Origin of the sequence: Streptomyces sp. NBC_01463, assembly GCA_036227345.1 — a bacterium.
Lineage (GTDB): Bacteria > Actinomycetota > Actinomycetes > Streptomycetales > Streptomycetaceae > Streptomyces.
Window position 1 is genome coordinate 8537966 of record CP109468.1, and the last position, 18739, is coordinate 8556704.

Below are 18739 nucleotides of genomic sequence, written 5' to 3' on the forward strand. Positions count from 1 at the left end.
CGGCACCTCGCCCGGGGTGCGGCTACCCGGCGGCCGTCGGCCGACGGGACAGGCGCGTCGCGTCCCGCACGTCCGTGAGCGGACGCAGCCGGTACGTGTACGTGTACTCCCGGTCGGCGAGCAGCTTGTACGCGTCGTGCGTGTGCGCGCCCCAGCTGTTGTCGCCGCCGACGCCCATCTGCCGGTGGTTGACCCGCAGGATCACCTCGTCACGGGGTGTCAGCTGGTAGTCGTGGCGGGCCCCCACGGAGAGGTCCTCCGGTGTGAAGTGCGAGGCGTTGACTTCCAGGAGCCCGTCGCCGCTGACGAGCAGCCCGCGACCGCGCCGGTCGGTGAGCGCCGCCCAGCGCACATCGGTCTTGTTCCCGTTCTCCTGCGGCCGCAGGTACGGGTTCCACTGACCGGTGACGGTCCCGGACCAACGCCCCACGTCCGTGCCGTCCTTGCGGTCCCAGTGACTTTCCTCGGGGCCGCGCCCGTAGTAGTCGAACCGCTCCAGCGCCGCGGGCAGGCGCAGGATCGTGCCGATCTCGGGAATGTACGGAAGGGCCGGCGCACCCGGAGCGAGGGTGTTGTCGACCTTGATCTCGCCGTTGCCGAAGACGGTGAGGGTGGTGGTGTACGCCGATGCGGTGCTCGTCGGCAGTGTCCCCTTGACCGTGATCTCGACCGCACGCCCCTCGATCCCGCGCACCGTCACGTCGGTCACCGCGCGCCGCGCGCCCGCGTCCCGCCAGGTCTGGTTGCGGGTGTGCTGGCCGTTGCCGCGGTCGTTGTCGGTCGGGGCGCGCCAGAAGTTGGGGACCGGGCCGGAGTCGAGGAGCTTCGTGCCGTTGGCCTCGTACGAGGTGATGAGCCCGGTCGACCTGTCGATGACGACCTCGAACCCGCGTCCGGTGACGCCGACTTCGGCCTCATCGGTCCGGTACGACAGTTCCGGCACCTCGGCGAGCGGAACCGGCTCGATCGCGGGACTGTCCGCGTCGAGGGGCAGCTGTACCCGCGCCACCTCGAAGCCGGCGTCGGCCCATGGTGTGCGTTCCTTCGTGACGAAGGACAACTGGAGGAAGTACTCGGCCCCGGCGGAGGGGCCGGCGGGCAGTGCGACGGGCAGCGTGACGGCCTTGCTGCTCATCGGTGCCACATCGAGCTGGTCACGGCTGAACGTGCCGCGCCGCACCGTCTCGCCGTCGGCCGAGAGTTCCCAGCGGCCGCTGTAGGCGCGCAGGTTGGTGAACAGGTTGTCGTTGGTGAGGGTGATCTCGCCGGGCGCCGCCCCGTCCGTCCGGGTCGCGCGGATCGTCTGGTGGACGCGTTTGACCTCGGCCGCCTTGCCGGTGTGGCGACGGTCGGGCAGGACGATGCCGTCGCCGGCGAACGCGCCGTCGTTGGGATTGTCGCCCCAGTCGCCGCCGTAGGCGTGGAAGGTCTTCGCCCCGGCCTTCTTCTGCTCGTACCGGGCTGTCCGCGCGTCGAACCAGAAGCGCACACCGTCGTCGCCGGGGCCACGTCCGTCGTCGGCGAGCTCCGCCGCCTTCAGGGCGCGCGCGTACACCCGGGCCCGGCGGATCGTCCCGCTGAACTCCCGTGTCGGGTTCTCCACTTCACCGGCGAGGGAGAGCGAGGCGGTGTTGCTGCTGGGCTTCAGACCGGTGCTCTTGCTGGCCTTGGCCTCGCCGTCCACGTACAGCGTCAGCGTCCCCGCGTCCGCGTCGAAGACGCCCGCTACGTGATGCTCCTCGCCCGTCCAGCCGTCGTCGGGGGTCGTCCAGGAGGCGGCGATCCACTGCCCGTTCGCGTAGATGTAGAACTCCAGGCCCTTGTCGGCCTGCTTCAGCGCGTACTGCGTGTCGCCCTTCGCCAGGATCGGCTGGTGGAAGCCGCGGACGTGCGGGGTCATCCACGCCTCGAGCGTCAGCGAGCCGGTCAGATCGAGCCGGTCGTCCCGCGCGAAGACGGTCGCTCCGCTCACGCCGTGCTCGGGGCCGAACGAGCCCGACGGATTGATGACCTCGCCCTTCAGCCCGGCGGGCCCGGTCTCCGTGAGCAGCTTGCGCGTCGGTGTCGGCCAGCTGAGGGCCTGGTCGACGAAGTCCCAGATCCAGCCGCCCTGCAGGACGTCGTAGCGGCGGATGGTGTCCCAGTACTCGTTGAAGTTCCCGGTGGAGTTGCCCATCGAGTGGGCGTACTCGATCATCACGTAGGGCCGGGTGTCGGTGGTGTCCTTCGCCCGGGCCTCGATCCGGCTCGGCGACTCGTACATCCTGGAGCGGATGTCGCTGGTGGCGGGCCCGTCGTCGCCCTCGTACTGGATCACACGGGTCGGATCGTAGGAGCGGATCCAGTCGTGCATGGCCCGGAACGACGAACCGGAGCCGGCCTCGTTGCCCAGTGACCAGATGACGACGCTGGCGTGGTTCTTGTCGCGGTGGACCATGTTCTGCGCACGGTCCACACACGCCGGTGTCCAGTCGGCGCGGCTGGCCGGGTACTCGTCGCGGATGCCGTGCGTCTCCAGGTTGGTCTCGCCCACGATGTAGAGGCCGTATTCGTCGGCGAGCTCCAGCCACAGCGGGTTGTTGGGATAGTGCGAGGTACGGACCGAGTTGATGTTGAGCCGCTTGACGAGCGTGATGTCGTCGACCAGATCGGCACGGCTGAGAGCCGAACCGCGTTCCGGGTGCATCTCGTGACGGTTGGTGCCGCGGAAGGTGACCGGCTGCCCGTTGATCCGCATCAGACCGTCCTTGAGTGCGAACTCGCGCAGCCCGACGCGGTGCGAGAGCGTCTCCACGACCTTCCCGGACGGGTCGCGGAGCTGAAGGACGGCGGTGTACAGGTACGGGTCCTCGGCGGACCACAGCCGCGGTGAGGGCACGGCCCTGGTGCCCTTGACGGTCACCTCGCCGTCGGCGGGAACCGCCCTCAGGGCCAGCGGCCGCGCCCACACGGCATGGCCGTCGGCGTCGTACAGCTGCGTCTCGACCGTGTGGGCGGCTCCGCCGGCGTCGCCCGCGTAGTCCCTGACCTGCGCGGTGACGGACAGCTCGGCGCTGGTGAACCCGTCCCCGAGCGGGGTGTCGAGCTTGAAGTCCCGGACATGGACGCCGGGCGTCGAGTACAGATACACCGACCGGAAGATGCCGCTCAGCCGGATCATGTCCTGGTCCTGGAGCCAGTCACCGTCGGAGTAGCGGTAGACCTCGACGGCGATGTGGTTGGTGCCGTCCTTGAGGTACGGGGTGATGTCGTACTCGGCCGCGGTGTACGAGTCCTCGTGGTACCCCGTCAGATGTCCGTTGATCCACACGTAGTGGGCGGACTTGACACCCTCGAAGTGCAGGAACGTACGCCGGCCGGCCCAGCCCTTCGGCACGGTGAAGGTGCGCCGGTACTGGCCGACGGGGTTGTACAGGGTCGGAGCGGCGGGCGGCTGGGCGTCCTCCCCGAGTCCGTTGGGGCCCCACCACGGGTAGGTGATGTTGACGTAGATCGGGTAGTCGTGGCCGTGCAGCTGCCAGGCCGAGGGGACCGGGGTGGTCTCCCAGCCGGAGTCGTCGAGGTCGGTGCGGTAGAAGTCCTGCTTCTTGTCGGCGGGCCGGTCGGCGTACGCGAACTTCCATGTGCCGTCGAGGCTTTGACGCCAGGGGGAGGTGGTGCGGTCGGCGGCGAGAGCCTGCTTGAGGTTCGCGTACGGCATGAGGGTGGCGTGCGGCCGCTCGGTGCCGAGCCGGAAGACGTCGATGCGCCCGTTCCATTCGTCGCCGTCGGCGGACACATCACCGGCAGCCGCGACGGCACGGGCCCCCGGCAGGACGCCGGACAGCGCGAGTCCGCCGAGCACGGCGGCGCCCGCTTCCATGAGCCGGCGGCGGCTCACGTATCCGCGGTGGGGGAGGGGGTGGGGGGTCGGGTTCGAGTGTGGCATGGCGGGGGCCTTCCTCGGGTGCCGAGATGTGCAACTGGTGTGGCGGATAACACCTGTTGAGACGCACCCACCCTAGAAAGGGAACACAACCACCACAATGACAACGTCAGGTTTTGTTGTTTTCTGACGGCTGGGTGCCCCGGGCCGGACGCACTGCATGGCTTCGCCGCGACCGCTCCGGCCACGGTGGCAGCAAAGAATCGATCGGCGCCCGCAACGCGTCGTCCATGATCCGCGGCCCCGCACCACGCCATGCGAATGGCCGAATCGGCACACATCGGCAGCGGCCGGTCACGGCACCCCGGGCCGTGTGGGCGCCCCTGCGGGTCAGTCCGCCCAGTGCCCGGCGGCGCGGGTGGTGAGGTCCTCGTCGGTGATGGGGCGGACCACCCGGCAAGGGGTTCCAAGCGCGACGGTCATCGGGGGAATGCTGCGGCTGACGACGCTGCCCGCGCCGATGACCGACCCGTAGCCGATCCGGACGCCGGGCAGGACGACCACGTTGCTGCCGATCCACACCTTGTCCTCGATCACGATCGGCTCGGAGAAGCGTCCGAAGTCGGCCCGGCGCGCGGGATGCACCGGATGTCCGGTCGTGGTCAGCGTCACGCTCGGCGCGATCATGACATCGTTGCCTATGCGGATGTCGACGTCGTCGACGAACGTCAGGTTCACGTTGCCGAAGAAGTCGTCGCCGATGTGGACCCGGCTGCCGAACCCGGCGTGGAACGGGGGCAGCAGCACCGTGCGTTCACCGACGGAACCGAAGATGGCGGTGAGGAGCGACCTGCGCTTCTGTTCTTCGCTCGGCGGTGTCCGGTTGTACTCGAAGATCTCCTCGGTGCGCCGCTGGGAGTCCTGGAACGATGCTTCCGACTCGGTGTAGACGAGCCCCTTCGCGATCTTGGCGAGCACTCTCTCGTCGTGCGTGTCCGTCACAGCGGGGCACTCCCTCGTCCGGCTCGGGCACCCCGGATTGACGTGCCCCTGATCCACTGCGCCGAGAGCCTACGTGTAGCAGGCAGTCACCGGCAGGGTTTGCCTGATCCCGATGAGGGGTTTCCGTGCCCGGTCAGGCGGATGAGGAAAGCTGCGCGCGCACCCAGGCGGGGTCCGGATTGACGTGGGGCCGGCCCGCCACGACCACGGTCGGTACGGTCTCGTTGCCCTCGTTGGCGGCCCTCACGACCGCCGCACCCTCCGGATCGCGCCAGATGTCGACCCAGTGCAACCGGCGGGCGTTCCGGCCCAGTCGCATGCGCAGCCGGATGCAGTACGTGCAGCCGGGCCGCCAGAAGACGACCGGCCGGCCATCGGCCGCGCTACGGCGTTGTGCTTCCGCCGCACCGACCGACTTCGGGAAGATCAGGGGCGAGTTCACGCCCGCGGGCAGCGCGAACACCACCAGGACGGCCGCTGCTCCCCACGGGTTTCCCTGGCGGATCAGCTCGGCCGCAACGGCTGAGCCGCTGAGTGTGAACAGTATCGGCGGTATCCATGCGCGCATCATGATGACGCAGGCTACCGCCGCTTCGGGTGCTCAGGGGCGCGGTCCGGCGCCGTGCAGCAGGGTCTCGATGATGCGGGCGGCGAGCGTGTCGGTGTCGACGCCGGCGTCGTCCGGGTTCCCGTTCAGGGATTCCCCGAGAAGTGCGTAGTAGAACCGCCGTACCCAGGTGAGGTCGGCCGCCTCGTCGATGAGCCTGTCCGCCCTGGCCCGTTCCAGCACGGTGAGGCAACGGCGGGCGATGTCCTGATGGAGTGCCGTGGCTTCGCTGTCGGGGGCGGCCGGCAGTCCCAGGGCGAAGGCCCAGGCGCTCTTCACCTCGAGCACGTTGGCCGTGATCCGGTGCAGTGCCACCATCGGCGGGGCGGTGTCCGGCCTGCCGTCCTCCACGGCCTGGGCGAGCTGGCGGGCGGCCGACGAGGCCAGGGCGTCGATCAGCGCCTGCCGGTGGGTGAACCGCCGGTGGATCGTCGTCCTGGCCACGCCTGCCGCGGTCGCGATCTGCTCCATCGATGCGCCGGGGTCCGCGGAGAGCACGCGTTCGGCCGCCTCCAGGATCGCGCGCACACTGCGCTCCGCGTCCGCCCGCAACGGCCGTGCCGCCGGTTCGCTCATGGCGCCTCCCTCTCATCCGCGTGACCTTCAAAACGATACATCGGTGAGTCAAGTTCGGGTGAACTGCATCAGTGCTGTTGCACTTGCTGGAGAAGTGAGTACTCTCATGTCTCAGTTGCTCGTGATTCGCAGTTCGCCGCTCGCCGTTCGAGATTCGCCGTTCGTGGTTCGTGTTCGTGGTTCGCACTCGTGGTCCGTAGCTCGTCGAATGAAGGAGATCTCCCATGCACACCGCAGCGCTCGTCACCGGTGCCTCATCCGGACTCGGCGCGGAGTTCGCCGCGCAACTCGCCGCCCGCGGGCACGATCTGATCCTGGTGGCGCGTTCCGGGGACAAGCTCACCGCCCTCGCCGATCGTCTCGCCGCGGAGCACGGCATCCGCGCCCATGTCCTGGTCCAGGACCTCGCCGAGCCCGACGCGGCCCGGCACATCACCGACCGACTCGCCGCCCTGGAGCTGAGCGTCGACCTGCTGGTCAACAACGCCGGGTTCGGCACCTGCGGCCGTTTCGAGGACATCGCGCCGGACCGTGACCACGACCAGCTCATGGTCAACGTCGTCGCGCTCGTCGACCTCACCCACGCCCTGCTCCCGGACATGCTGGAGCGCGGCAGCGGCGCGGTCGTGAACGTCGCCTCCACCGCGGCCTTCCAGCCGTCCCCGTACTTCGCCGTCTACAGCGCGAGCAAGACCTTCGTGCTGAACTTCGGGCTCGCCCTGCGCCAGGAGTACCGCGGACGCGGCATACGCGTGCTCATCCTGTGCCCCGGCCCGGTCGACACCCCGTTCTTCGACGCCATCGGCACCCGCAAGGCGGCCGTCAACGGCTCGTTCACCACGCCGGAGCCCGTGGTACGCGCCGCCCTGCGCGCCCTCGACCGCGACCGCGGCTACGTCACGCCCGGACTCGGCAACGCCCTGTCCGCGCACCTGCTGCCGCGCCGGCCGCGCACCCTGGTCACCGCCCTCGCCGAACGCGTCACCCGGAAAGTCCTGGGCCCCGGGGGCGCCCCCGGCGCCACAAAGCCGAAGGAGCACGCGGCGTAGGTCCTCCCCCTACCGCGGTAGCACCCTCATATTGGCTCCCGGGTATGACGCCAGGCGCGCGGCCGTCCACGCACACTCCGTCCGGTCGGCACGAGAAGATCGCGAGAGGGCGGAACATGAGGGTACGCAGCGGAAGGCGGCAGAAGGCGGACGACCGGGCGGAGGCGGCCGGGGGCCCCACACCCGGTCAGGCCGTCGAACTGCGCGGTGTCCGACGGCAGTACGGCCGCGGCGCGGGCTCCGTGCACGCCCTGGCGGGCATCGATCTCGCTCTCCCGCGCGGCACGTTCACCGCGGTCATGGGGCCGTCGGGGTCCGGCAAGTCCACGTTCCTGCAGTGCGCCGCCGGTCTCGACCGGCCCTCGTCCGGATCCGTGTGCCTCGGCGGCACGGAGATCACCGGCATGAGCGAGAACCAGCTCACCGAGCTGCGCCGCAGCCGCCTCGGCTTCGTGTTCCAGTCCTTCAACCTGCTGCCGTCGCTGACCGTGGAGCAGAACGTGCTGCTGCCCATGCGTCTCGCGGGCCGCCGTCAGGACCGCCGTCTGGCGGCCTCGATGCTCGCGCAGGTCGGACTCGCCGACAAGGCGCGGCGCCGCCCCGGCGAGCTGTCCGGCGGCCAGCAGCAGCGTGTCGCCGTGGCCCGCGCCCTGGTCACCGGCCCCGACGTGGTGTTCGCCGACGAGCCCACCGGCGCCCTCGATTCCGGCACCGCGGCCGAGGTGCTCGGCCTGCTCCGGCACGCCGTCGACACCCTCGGGGCCACCGTCGTCATGGTCACCCACGACCCGGCGGCCGCCACCTGGGCCGACCGCGTGCTGTTCCTCGCCGACGGCACCTTCGCCGGCGGACTGGAGCGTGGATCGGCGGAGCAGATCGCGGCACGGATGAGGGCGTTCACCGCCCCTGCCTCCCGCACGGGCACGATGGCGGGTGCCGCGGCATGATGCTTCCCAACGGACTCGCCCGCGCGGCCGTCCGCTCCAGGCCCGCATCGTTCGCGGGGACCTTCGTCGCCCTGCTGATGTCCGCGCTCATCGTCACGGCCTGCGGCATCCTGCTCGAAACCGGTCTGCGGGCGTCGGTGCCGGCGGAGCGGTACGCCGACGCGCCGGTCGTCGTGGCGGCGGACCAGTACAAGTACATCGGCACGGGCAGCGGCGAGGACCGCGAGGAGGAGGCGGTCCCGCTGCCGGACACCGCACGGGTGGACGCCGGGCTGGCCGCGAGGGCCGCCCGGGTGCCGGGCGTGGCCGCCGCCGTCGCGGACTTCACCTTCCCCGTGCGCCCGGCGCACGACAGCGTGGGCTCCGGCACCCCCGGACTTCCCGTGCCCGGCGGTGCGCTCACCGGGCACGGATGGGGCTCGCACGTCTTCACCGGCAGCGCGCTGACCACCGGCTCCGCGCCCCGCGCCGGGGAAGTCGTGCTCGACTCCGGCACGGCCCGCACGGCGAAGGCCGCCGTCGGGGACACCGTCGCGCTGCACACCCTCGCCGGGCGGCAGGACTTCCGCGTCGCGGGCATCGCCAGGACCGGCCCCGGCGACACCGCCCGGAGCACCGGCGCCCTTGCCTGGTTCACCGACGCCCAGGCCCCCACGCTCGCCGGCCACCCCGGCAAGGCGGACGCCATCGCCGTGCGGGCCGACGGCGGCACCGATACCGACGCCCTCGCGGGTTCCGTGGAGAAGGTCCTGGCCGGCTTCGGCGCCCAGGTGCACACCGGTGACGACCGTGGCGCGATCGAGGACCCGGGCCTCGGCTACGCCAAGCAGACGCTCTTCGGGATCGGCGGCTCCTTCGGCGGCATCGCCGCCATCGTCGCGGTCTTCACCGCGGCCGGGACCGTGGCGCTGTCCGTCTCCCAGCGGGCCCGCGAATTCGCGCTGCTGCGTGCCGTGGGTGCCACGCCGCGACAGATCCGCCGCGCGGTGGCCTCGGAGGCGCTGCTCATCGCGCCCCTCGCCGGGATCGTCGGCTGCCTGCCCGGCATCGGGCTCGCGCACTGGTGGTTCGGGCAGTTGCAGGACCGCGGGGCGATCCCGGAGGCGGTCCGGATGCACGTCTCCTGGATCCCGCTGGTCGCCGCGGTCGGGGCCGGGCTGCTCACCGCGCTCGGCGCCGGATGGGCGGCAGGGCGCAGGCCCGCGAGGATCAAGCCGGGGCAGGCGCTCACCGAGGCGTCGGTGGAGCGGCTGCGGCCGGGCGTGATCCGTACCGCGCTGGGCCTCGTCGCCCTCGTCGGCGGCGCGATCCTCACCGGTGTCGCCGCCCGCTCCACCGGGGACGACGCGGCAGGGGCGGCCCTCGGCGTCGTCATGCTCTTCATGCTCGCCGTCGCACTGCTCGGCCCGCTGGTGGCGCGGCTGTGCGCGGGCCTCTTCGGCCTCCCGCTGCGCGGCGCGGGCGCGGCGGGCGCGCTGGCGGTCGCCAACTCCCGTACCAACTCCCGCCGCCTCGCCTCCGCGATCACCCCGATCGTGCTCGCCATGGCCTTCGCGTCGACCCTCGTCTTCATGCACACGAGCGAGACCCACATCGCCGACGAGCAACTGCGCGCCGGTATCACCGCGGACCACGTGGTGACCGACCCGGCCGGGCTCCCGGTGGACTCCGTGGCGCGCGCCGCCCGCGCGCCGGGCGTGGACGCGGCCGTCGGCCTGCTGACCACTCAGGTGCTGGTGCCCGTCGGCTCCGGTGAGTTCAAGTCGCTGCAGGGCGCGGCGACCCAGGGCGTCACCGGATCCGGCGCCGAGCTCGCGAAGGTGCAGGACCTGGACGTACGCGAGGGCGGCCTCGACCGGCTAGGACGGGACCGCATCGCCATCGACACGACCCTGGCGACCTCCGCGGGCGCCGGCGTCGGCGACCGGCTCCCGCTCTACCTGCCCGACGGCACCGAGGCCCGCCCCGAAATCGTCGCCGTCTACGGCCGCGGCCTCGGTCTGGCGACGGTGACCATGGACCGGGCCGCCCTGACCGGGCACGTCACCTCGGGCTTCGACAGCACGCTGCTGGTGCGCGGCGGCACGGCGAAGTCGCTCGCCGCCCTGGGCGAGGTCACCGACGCCTCCGGCTACGCCACCGAGCAGAACCTCGACGCGAAGCTGGGCGCCTGGTCCAACACCACCATGGCCGCGGTCCTCGGCGGCTTCGCCGCAGTCGCCGCCGTCAACACACTGGTGATGACCGTTCTCGACCGCCGCCGCGAACTGGGCACGCTGCGACTCGTCGGCGCCACCCGGCGCCAGGTGCTGCGGATGCTGCGCTGGGAGGGCCTGCTGGTCTCCCTGGTGGGCGTGGTCCTCGGCTCCGCGATCGCCGCGGCCACGCTGGTCCCCATGATGCGCGGCATGACAGGCGAAGGACCGTACGTGCCCCCGCTGCTGTACGGAGCCTTCGTGGCCGCCGCCGGGGGACTGGCCCTGCTCGCGGTCACGCTGCCGGCCCGTGCGGCGCTGCGCCGCCGGTCGTAGCGCATGGACAGGGGGCGGGAGCCGGCATCACACCGCCGCCCGCCCCCTGCCGGGGTGAGCGCCCTTGGACTTCAGTCCGCGGCCACCTCCGCTACGCCGGGAGGTCACCAGGATCGGAAACGCTTCTCCCGTCCCATCCCCGTACCGGGGCCGCACGACGAAGGAAGTACTACCGATGGATCGCAGATCGTTCATGTCCACGACGGGCCGCGCCACCGTGCTCGCGGGCGGGGCCCTCACCGTCGGCGCAGCCCTGACGGACGCGTCGGCCTCGGCCGCCCCGCTGGACGACAGGCGCGGCCACGGCAGCGGGGACAGCACGGTGCGGTTCAACATCATCAGCGACATCCAGGGCGACCTGACCGACTTCGGCAGAGCCCTCGACGACCTGCGCCGCATCAATCCCGGCAGTGCCGGGCTTGGCATCGCGGGCGACATCACGCCCCGCGGCTACGACTTCGAGTACGCGGACGTCCGCCGCACCCTCGGACAGCACCAGCACCCCAGGAACGTCGCGTGGGCCATCGGCAACCACGAGTTCTACGTCCCGAAGTACCGCGACCCGAACACGCTCGCCCAGGACACCTGGCCCAACGGCACCACCGAGGACTCCCTCTTCCGCAGCTTCTACAACTTCGCGGGCCGGAACAAGGTCTACTCGGAGACGTCGTTCGGCGGCATTCCGGTCCTGAGCCTCGGCACCGAGCGCTACGCGCACTACCACGACGCGAAGTTGTGGGACGAGGTGTGGATCAGCGACGCGCAGTTCGCCTGGCTGGAGGACCGGCTCGCCCACTGGGCGCGACGACGCAAGCCGGTGATGGTCATGACCCATCACCCGCTGCCCAACACGGTGTCGGGCACGCACAACAAGCTCTACATGAGCGACTACCTCCAGCCGGACCGGCTCCTCTCGATCCTCGGCCGCCACAAGGACGTGTTCCTCTTCTCCGGCCACACCCACTGGGACCTCAACCTGTCCGACTGGGTGGTACGCAGGGTCGTCCCCGGCACCGGCAACCTCGAAGGCTTCACCGTGGTGAACACCGCAGCGGTCCAGGCGGGCTGGACGGACGACGGCAAGGGCGGCGAGGTCTCGGTGAGCGGCGCCTTCAACCAGGGGCTCCAGATCGAGGTCGGCCCCCGTGCGGTCGTCATCAAGGCCCGCGACTTCACCACGGGCACCTGGCTCAAGCAGCTCACGGTTCCGCTGCACACAACTGGCTGAGGGGCGGGCACCCCACGGTCCGACCGTTCCATGGCGGGGTATCGTGCGCGGCCATGGGCGCACTGATGGTGATCAGGCACGGTCAGACCGAATGGAGCGTGTCGGGCCGGCACGCCGGGCGTACCGACGTTCCGCTGACCGATGCCGGTGAGGCCATGGCGAGGGCGCTCGCGCCGAGGCTCGCGCGACACGACCTGGTGGCCGTGTTCAGCAGCCCGCTGAACCGCGCGTTGCGGACGGCGGAGTTGGCCGGCCTGACCGGTGTCAGGCCCGATCAGGACCTGACGGAGTGGGACTACGGCGGCTACGAGGGGCTGACGGCGGCGCAGATCCGGGAGTCGCGTCCGGACTGGGACCTCTGGCGGGACGGCGTCGTTCCCGGCGACGCCGAGCATCCCGGCGAGCAGCTCCGGCAGGTGTCGGCACGGGTGGACGCGGTACTGGACCGGATCCGTCCGCTGCTGGACGACGGCGATGTCGCCGTCGTCGCGCACGGTCATCTGGCGCGCCTGCTCACCGTGCGCTGGCTCGGTCTCGACGCGTCCGCAGGCCGCCTGCTCGGCCATCCGCATCCGGGCACGCTCGCCTTCCTGGCCACCGAGGACGCGCAGCCCGTCCTTGCCGCCTGGAACATGCCGTAGTGGGAGGAGGCGACCGGCAGGTCGGGCACACGGCCGGTGACCGCGACCGGACCGCCCGAAGATGCGCACACCCGAAGCGGGTGGCCTGCGGATCTCCGGGCGAAATGTGTCCTGACGGCCATCCGGCGCCGGCGGGAGCTACCCGGCACTTGCGCAGTAGCCCTGCTGGAAGGCGGCCCAGAAGTCCTCGTCGATCCCGGTGTCGGAGAACGGGTTCCAGTTGGTGTGGGCGACGAGTTGGTCGTTCCCGTCGCGGCTGTTGAGGGCGAAGGTCAGATATCCGAGTGCGCTGCCGCCGTGGCCGTACGCGCGGCCGCAGCTGGTGGCGTAGACGTAGATGCCCAGGCCGTAGGCGACGGCGGGCGGGGCGCTGCCGGTCGTGGGGACCGTGTCGGTGAGCATCCTGCGAAGCACGTCCGGAGGCAGCAGACGTCCCTGCAGCAGGGCCCGGTAGAAGCGTGCGATGTCGGCCGCGGTCGTGACGAGGGCGCCCGACGCGCCGGCCTCCGACGGGCTGAGCGCGGTGACGTCGAACCGGGTGGGGTCCGGTGCGTCCGGAAGGAGGAGCGAGACGTCCGCGTAGCCGTGGACGTGGTTGCCGTCGATCGTGGTCCGGGTCAGCGGGTACGACGTGTCGCGCAGCCCGAGGGGGGCGAAGACGCGGCGTTCGAGGTTGGTGCGCAGGTCGCGGTCGGTGATCCGTTCGACGATCAGGTCGAGCAGCAGGTAGTTGGTGTTGGAGTAGCGGAACCGCGTGCCGGGGGCCGGGAAGTACCGGGGCCGGGCGAGGCCGATGCCGATCAGCTGGTCACGGGGCCAGTACTGGTCGAGGCTGCGGAAGTGGGGAAGCAGCCCGTCGATGTAGTCGTACAGCCCGCTCGTGTGGTTGAGCAGCTGGCGGACGGTGATGGGCGCACCGGACAGCGCGTTGTCGGTGCGGACCTGTTCGGGCAACAGGCTCTGCACGGTGTCGTCGAGTCGCAACCGGTGCTCGGCGACGAGTTGCAGGACGACCGTCGCGGTGAACGTCTTTGTGACGCTCCCGGTGCGGAACCTCAGGTCCGGTGCCATCGGCTTCCCGGTGGACCGGTCGGCCAGACCGGCCGCGCCGAAGCGGTCGTCCGGGCCACGCCGGGTGAACAGGAAGGCGCCCGGGTTGGGGTTCGGGCCGGCCGCCACCTGATCGGCCAGTTCCTGCAGGGCCGGGTCGCGGCGGCTGCCGGCCGCCAGTCCGTCACTGGCCCGGCTCGCGGTGGCCACGCCGGGTGGCAGCAGGAGAGCGAGGGCAAGTCCCATGCCTAACAGCCGGGTTGAGTGCAGTCGGATCATCAGAGGTTCCTCCCCGGTAGCAATATAGACGTACGGTTATAGCACGCGGTACCGTCCTCACGTGCCGAGAGTTTCCGACCATGACGCCCGGCAAGGGCAGATCACCGACGCCGTCCAACGCCTGGTCGTGCGCCACGGCCTCACCGCCGTGACCGTTGCGCGGACCGCCGCGGAAGCAGGCATGTCCGTGGGCCTGGTGCAGCACTACTTCACGGCCAAGGACGAGATGCTGCTGGCCACGTTCACCCGGGTCAACGGGCGGTTCACCGCGCGCGTGGACGAGCTGGTGAGCCGAGGCGAGGCCGAGGGCCTGACCATCGCCGAGATGCTGCGGCAGGCACTGGCCGAGTTCATGCCGCTCGACGAAGCCCGCCGCGCCGAGTTCCTGGTCCGACTCGCCTTTGCTGACCAGGCCGCACACAGCGCCCGCCTGGCCGCCGTCCAGAGGGAGACGCTCATGGGTATCCGCTCACGCGTCGCCCGGGCCATCGGCAACGGCACGGTCTGCGGCGAGGTCGCCCAGGGGGTCGACGCCGCTGACCGGGCCCTGCGCATCGTTGCGTTCGCCGAAGGGCTCGCCCTGCACGCGCACATCGACCCCGACGGCACACCGGAACCGGCGATCGTGGCCGCTTTGGACGACCAACTCGGCCGCGTGTTCACCGGAACCTGCCGACACGGCCAACTCGGCTAGCTACGTCCCGACAACTCGGTTAGCAACGTCCTGACAACTCGCAAGGGTTGGGAACGGGCGTGGCTGTGACCGCGCCCCGCGACGAGCGCAGGCCGCCGAGGGCTGTCGTAAACAATCTTGTGCCCGCTCCATCACATGAGGTGAACCCCGCAGCTCAGAAGGGCGATGTGCCCGGATCGTCCCCCATGATGGCGTTGTCTCGCCCGCCCTTCCGAAGGAGTACGACCTTGTCCGAGACGACCGAGCCCAACGTCGGTTCGTTCACCCTCGGCGGCCTGCCGGCCACCGAGCCCGCCGCACCGATCGAGGTGCCGGACCACGCTGAATGGCCCCTGCCCAACGGCTTCGCCTGGGTCTTCCCGGGCGAGGGCAACCACGGCGGCCTCGTCCGGCCCGTGATCATGGCCGACGGCTTCAATCTGGGCCGGAGCAAGCTCGATGTGCTCTATCACGGGCTGGAGGGCGGCGACTTCCCCTTCATCAGCGAACTGCGCCGACGCGGCCGGGACGTGATCCTCCTCGGTTTCGAGGAGCGCAGTGCGTCGATCCTGGACAACGCGCGCGCGGCCGAAGCCGCCATCATGCGGGCCATCGCCGAGCAGGTGGGCGACGCCCGCCTGGCCGTCGGCGGGTTCAGCATGGGCGGCATCGTCACCCGTTACGCGCTCGCCCGTCTCGAAACGCAGCGGATGGACCACCGGACCGGACTGTACTTCTCCTACGACAGCCCGCACCGAGGCGCTTCCATCCCGGTCGGCGTGCAGGCGTTCTCGCACTTCATCCCGTTCCCCAACGCCTTCGCGAAGCAGATGGACAGCCCGGCCGCGCGTCAGATGCTCTGGCAGCACTACGACAAGGACACCGAGAAGATCGGCGTCGCCCCGGAGCGCACGGAATTCCTGGCCGCTCTGGACCGGGTCGGTGGCTGGCCGCAGATCCCGATGAAGATCGCCGTGGCCAACGGCCGGTCCGACGGGCTCGGACTGCCGGACGTGGAGCCGGGCGAGGTCACCCTTCGCATCGACCGGATCTACCCGGGCACCACCTTCTACGCCCAGGCCCGGGGCGACGACGTGACGGCGGCCTATCTGAACCGCAGGTTCCCCAAGGCCGAGAGGACCGTCACGACCGACGCCTTCCCGGAACTGGACGGTGCGCCGGGCGGCACCCTGCACACGTACAAGATCCTCGCCGACACGATGAGGAAGCTCGGCGCCAAGACGGACCTGCGGCAGGAGGAGGTGTGCTTCGTCCCCACGGTCAGCGCGGTCGCCGTTCGCGACATCGACAAGCAGGACGACCTGTATGTGAACATCGACGATCTCGCTCCGGACGAGAGCGAGTTGGACGACTTCCGCTGTTCCTCCACGACCAGTGCGCATACGGCCATCACCGAGGAGCTGTGCACCTGGATCATGGATCGGCTCCCGAGCTGATTCGTGCCTGGTCTCCGTCTGACCGGTGCCTCATCTGTGCCTGATCCGCGTTGATCCGTGCCTGATCCCGTTCATGCGCCGACCGGGGCCGCCGACCGCGAAGAGATGCGGCCGGCGGCCCTTCGCCGACCCGCCACAGGGTCGTTGTCAGTGCGGCGGGCTAGATTGCGAGGGGTACAGGATCAGCGTGATAGGGGAAGAGCATGACCACACTGGAGAACCGGCCGAACTCCGCGCTTCTCGTCATCGACGTGCAGAACGGCGTCGTCGAAGGGGCCCACCAGCGCGATGTCGTCGTCGCGAACGTGGCGGGCCTCGTGGAGCGGGCGCGCAGGGAAGGGGTCCCGGTCGTCTGGGTCCAGCATTCCGACGAGGGGCTGACACGAGGGAGCGACGACTGGCGGATCGTTCCGGAGCTCGCGCCGGAGGACGGCGATCCGCTCGTCGAGAAGAACTACGGGGACTCCTTCGAGGACACCACACTGGAGACCGTGCTGTCGGGACTCGGAGTGGGGCGGCTCGTGGTCGTGGGTGCGGAGACCGACGCGTGCATCCGCTCGACACTCCACGGCGCGTTCACCCGGGGGTACGACGTGACGCTGGTCAGTGACGCCCACACGGCCGGCGACAAGACGGCATGGGGCGCGCCCCCGGTGGACCAGGTCATCGCGCACACGAACCTGTACTGGAACTACCAGGCGGCACCGGGGCGGACGGCCGGGGCGGTCGAGGCCAAGGACGTCGTCCTCGGCGGCACGGCCTGACACCTTGACCCGCCCGACGCCTTGACACTCCGACGTCTTGACGTGCGGCATTTCTCGGCCGCGGGTGCCGGTCCTTCGTATGGGGCCCTGCTGGGTCGCCGGGTCAGGCAGCGCCGAGCCGGAGTTCCGGGTAGTCCGGAAGCCGCCAGCTGCCGCCCCGGTCCTCCCTGGAGAACCGTGCGATGAGACCGGGGACGCGCAGGAAGCAGGCCAGTGCCGTGACGGAGTGGAAGGCGTCGATGGCCAGCCGGCTCATGGGCATGCCCACGCGCAGGAGGTGCGGTTTCACCTCGGCCTGGATCTCGTCGACGAACGGCCGCAGGACGGTGTCGTAGTTCGCCAGGGCCTGAGGCAGGTCGTGCGGGCACCGGTTGATCTCGCCGGCCAGGACGTACGCACCGGTCAGCCCGCCCGAGATCCCCATGCCGCTGAAGGGAGAGGCGCAGTGGGCGGCATCGCCGACCAGCACCGCGCGGCCCTTGGACCAGGTGTCGGTGCGTACCTGCACGACCTCCTGGGAGTAGAAGCTGCCGGTGGTCCGCATGCCTTCGAGGAACCGCCCGGTCTGCCATCCCGCGTCGCGGAACCTGTCGGCCCAGAACTCCTTCTGGCGTTCGACCGGTTCCCGGTGGACCGCCGTCGCCTCCTCGGACTCCTCGCGCAGCACGAAGTACACCTGTGTCTCGGTCGGGTTGTGGCTCCGGCGCATGATCATGCGGCCGCCGGGGGCGTTGTAGGTGTCCCGGATATCGGTGTCCGACGCGATGCGCGGGACGAACCAGTAGGCCATGTGCATGCCCACCCGCCAGTACGGATCGGGGGAGTCGTCCGGCAGGACGGTCCGGCGCATGCGCGAGCCCTGGCCGTCCGCGCCGACCAGAAGGTCGTACTCGCCGGACGAGCCGTCCGAGAAGTGGGCCACGACCTTCCGCTCGTCCTGCTCGAAGCGCTCGGCAGCGACGCCGAAGAGGTGGTTCACGTCGTCCTTGGCCGCTTCGTGGAGGATGCGCACCAGATCGCCGCGCATGATCTCGTACTCGGATGTCAGGCTCTGCCGGCCCCGGCCGGAGGTGTTGGCCATGATGGTCGCCCGCGCCTTGCCGCGCGCGTTCACGAAGGCGACGCCGGCTTCGTCCACGAGCTTGTCCCTGACCGTGTCGAGGAGTCCCATCCGCTCGACGGCGTCGATGCCCTGGCCCCGTAGGTCCACCTGCGCGCCCGTGTCCCGCAGCGCCGGGAAGCGCTCGGCCACGGTCACCCGGTGGCCGCCCCGGGCGAGCCAGTAGGCCAGGGCCTGTCCCGCGACCCCACCGCCGCACACAAGGACCTTCAAGGAGGGCGTTCCCGCTTCCCGTGTCATGCCGCCACCCACTTTCTATCGGTGATAGGTGAATGTACAGCGTCGTCTATCAGCGATAGGTTGTCAACGTGAAGGTGAACCGAGAGATCGTGGTCGGCGAGGCGCTCGACCTGCTCGACGAGGCCGGTCTGGACGCTGTCAGCACCCGGCAGCTGGCCAAGCGGCTGGGTGTCGAGCAGCCGTCGCTCTATTACCACTTCCGGAACAAGAAAGAGCTGCTCAGCGCCATGGCCGAGGCCGCCATGGCGCCGCATGCGAGTGTTCCGCTGCCGCGGCCCGGCGAGAACTGGCGGGACTGGTTCCTGGAGAACACGCGCAGCTTCCGGCGAACCCTGCTGCTGCGCCGGGACGGCGCACGGCTCCACGCCGGGAGCATGCCCGGCGGGGCGGACCTCGACCGGGTCGCACGGAAGATGGACTTCCTGCTCGCCTCCGGTCTGCCCGAAAGGGAGGCCCAGATGGCGATGCTGGCCGCGGGCCGCTACACCGTGGGCAGCGTCCTGGAGGAACAGGCCGGCACCGGCCCCGCCGCCGACGCGGACCACCCGGTCGTCCCGGAGATCGACAACGAGTCGGCGTTCGAGGCCGGGCTGGCCCTCATCGTGGACGGCTTGGCGCAACGCGTCGGGGTGTAGCGGCACGCGTACGGAGCCGGGGGCGGGACACGCCGCGCCCAGGGGCCCGTGCATGAGTGAACGGCGCGCGGCGCC

General features: G+C 70.6%; 15 protein-coding genes. 9 read left to right on the forward strand and 6 right to left on the reverse strand.

Annotated features, from left to right (window positions below):
• Positions 1–22: 22 nt before the first annotated feature.
• The 4 genes from OG521_37505 to OG521_37520 form a co-directional block, all read right to left on the reverse strand.
• Entirely contained in the window at positions 23–3928 is a 3906-nt protein-coding gene (locus OG521_37505; GenBank protein ID WUW26157.1) for a DUF4981 domain-containing protein, read from the reverse strand.
• A 327-nt stretch (positions 3929–4255) separates the two neighbouring features.
• Complete coding sequence (locus OG521_37510; protein ID WUW26158.1) at positions 4256–4867, reverse strand: sugar O-acetyltransferase; 612 nt, start codon at positions 4865–4867, stop codon at positions 4256–4258.
• Positions 4868–5000: 133 nt separating this feature from the next.
• Complete coding sequence (locus OG521_37515) at positions 5001–5438, reverse strand: hypothetical protein (protein WUW26159.1); 438 nt, start codon at positions 5436–5438, stop codon at positions 5001–5003.
• Positions 5439–5468: 30 nt separating this feature from the next.
• Positions 5469–6050 carry a TetR/AcrR family transcriptional regulator gene (locus OG521_37520; protein WUW26160.1) on the reverse strand — a complete coding sequence of 194 codons (582 nt, stop codon included), beginning with the start codon at positions 6048–6050 and terminating at the stop codon, positions 5469–5471.
• A 224-nt stretch (positions 6051–6274) separates the two neighbouring features.
• Here OG521_37520 and OG521_37525 point away from each other — a divergent pair, with 224 nt between their 5' ends.
• From OG521_37525 to OG521_37545, 5 genes are all read left to right on the forward strand, one after another.
• A complete protein-coding gene (locus tag OG521_37525) occupies positions 6275–7099 on the forward strand; it encodes an SDR family oxidoreductase (GenBank protein ID WUW26161.1) in 825 nt (274 codons plus the stop codon).
• A 116-nt stretch (positions 7100–7215) separates the two neighbouring features.
• A complete protein-coding gene (locus tag OG521_37530; protein WUW26162.1) occupies positions 7216–8046 on the forward strand; it encodes an ABC transporter ATP-binding protein in 831 nt (276 codons plus the stop codon).
• Positions 8043–10577 carry an FtsX-like permease family protein gene (locus OG521_37535; GenBank protein ID WUW26163.1) on the forward strand — a complete coding sequence of 845 codons (2535 nt, stop codon included), beginning with the start codon at positions 8043–8045 and terminating at the stop codon, positions 10575–10577. The genes OG521_37530 and OG521_37535 overlap by 4 nt, the downstream gene beginning before the upstream one ends.
• 175 nt (positions 10578–10752) lie before the next feature.
• A complete protein-coding gene (locus tag OG521_37540; protein ID WUW26164.1) occupies positions 10753–11805 on the forward strand; it encodes a DUF4073 domain-containing protein in 1053 nt (350 codons plus the stop codon).
• 53 nt (positions 11806–11858) lie between these two features.
• Positions 11859–12446, forward strand: coding sequence for a histidine phosphatase family protein (locus OG521_37545; protein WUW26165.1), 588 nt, complete (start codon positions 11859–11861; stop codon positions 12444–12446).
• 138 nt (positions 12447–12584) lie between these two features.
• On the opposite strand, the gene OG521_37550 is transcribed toward OG521_37545, so the two are convergent.
• Positions 12585–13742: a beta-lactamase family protein gene (locus OG521_37550; protein WUW26166.1), complete on the reverse strand. Its 1158-nt coding sequence runs from the start codon at positions 13740–13742 to the stop codon at positions 12585–12587.
• Positions 13743–13836: 94 nt separating this feature from the next.
• Between OG521_37550 and OG521_37555 the strand changes: the two genes are divergently transcribed.
• From OG521_37555 to OG521_37565, 3 genes are all read left to right on the forward strand, one after another.
• A complete protein-coding gene (locus OG521_37555) occupies positions 13837–14469 on the forward strand; it encodes a TetR/AcrR family transcriptional regulator (GenBank protein WUW26167.1) in 633 nt (210 codons plus the stop codon).
• A gap of 227 nt (positions 14470–14696) precedes the next feature.
• Positions 14697–15905 carry an alpha/beta hydrolase gene (locus OG521_37560; GenBank protein WUW26168.1) on the forward strand — a complete coding sequence of 403 codons (1209 nt, stop codon included), beginning with the start codon at positions 14697–14699 and terminating at the stop codon, positions 15903–15905.
• A gap of 203 nt (positions 15906–16108) precedes the next feature.
• Complete coding sequence (locus OG521_37565; GenBank protein ID WUW26169.1) at positions 16109–16669, forward strand: cysteine hydrolase; 561 nt, start codon at positions 16109–16111, stop codon at positions 16667–16669.
• A 103-nt stretch (positions 16670–16772) separates the two neighbouring features.
• On the opposite strand, the gene OG521_37570 is transcribed toward OG521_37565, so the two are convergent.
• Positions 16773–18002, reverse strand: a complete 1230-nt coding sequence (locus OG521_37570) for an FAD-dependent monooxygenase (GenBank protein WUW26170.1) — start codon at positions 18000–18002, stop codon at positions 16773–16775.
• A gap of 95 nt (positions 18003–18097) precedes the next feature.
• On the opposite strand from OG521_37570, the gene OG521_37575 reads away from it, so the two are divergent.
• Positions 18098–18664 carry a TetR/AcrR family transcriptional regulator C-terminal domain-containing protein gene (locus OG521_37575; protein WUW26171.1) on the forward strand — a complete coding sequence of 189 codons (567 nt, stop codon included), beginning with the start codon at positions 18098–18100 and terminating at the stop codon, positions 18662–18664.
• The last annotated feature ends 75 nt before the right edge of the window (positions 18665–18739 follow it).

Bases quoted from the DNA above. Each gene is read 5' to 3' on its own strand.
- OG521_37505 (WUW26157.1), bottom strand. From the start codon at position 3,928: ATGCCACACTCGAACCCGACCCCCCACCCCCTCCCCCACCGCGGATAC.
- OG521_37515 (WUW26159.1), bottom strand. From the start codon at position 5,438: ATGATGCGCGCATGGATACCGCCGATACTGTTCACACTCAGCGGCTCA.
- OG521_37520 (WUW26160.1), bottom strand. From the start codon at position 6,050: ATGAGCGAACCGGCGGCACGGCCGTTGCGGGCGGACGCGGAGCGCAGT.
- OG521_37525 (WUW26161.1), top strand. From the start codon at position 6,275: ATGCACACCGCAGCGCTCGTCACCGGTGCCTCATCCGGACTCGGCGCG.
- OG521_37530 (WUW26162.1), top strand. From the start codon at position 7,216: ATGAGGGTACGCAGCGGAAGGCGGCAGAAGGCGGACGACCGGGCGGAG.
- OG521_37535 (WUW26163.1), top strand. From the start codon at position 8,043: ATGATGCTTCCCAACGGACTCGCCCGCGCGGCCGTCCGCTCCAGGCCC.
- OG521_37540 (WUW26164.1), top strand. From the start codon at position 10,753: ATGGATCGCAGATCGTTCATGTCCACGACGGGCCGCGCCACCGTGCTC.
- OG521_37545 (WUW26165.1), top strand. From the start codon at position 11,859: ATGGGCGCACTGATGGTGATCAGGCACGGTCAGACCGAATGGAGCGTG.
- OG521_37550 (WUW26166.1), bottom strand. From the start codon at position 13,742: ATGGGACTTGCCCTCGCTCTCCTGCTGCCACCCGGCGTGGCCACCGCG.
- OG521_37565 (WUW26169.1), top strand. From the start codon at position 16,109: ATGACCACACTGGAGAACCGGCCGAACTCCGCGCTTCTCGTCATCGAC.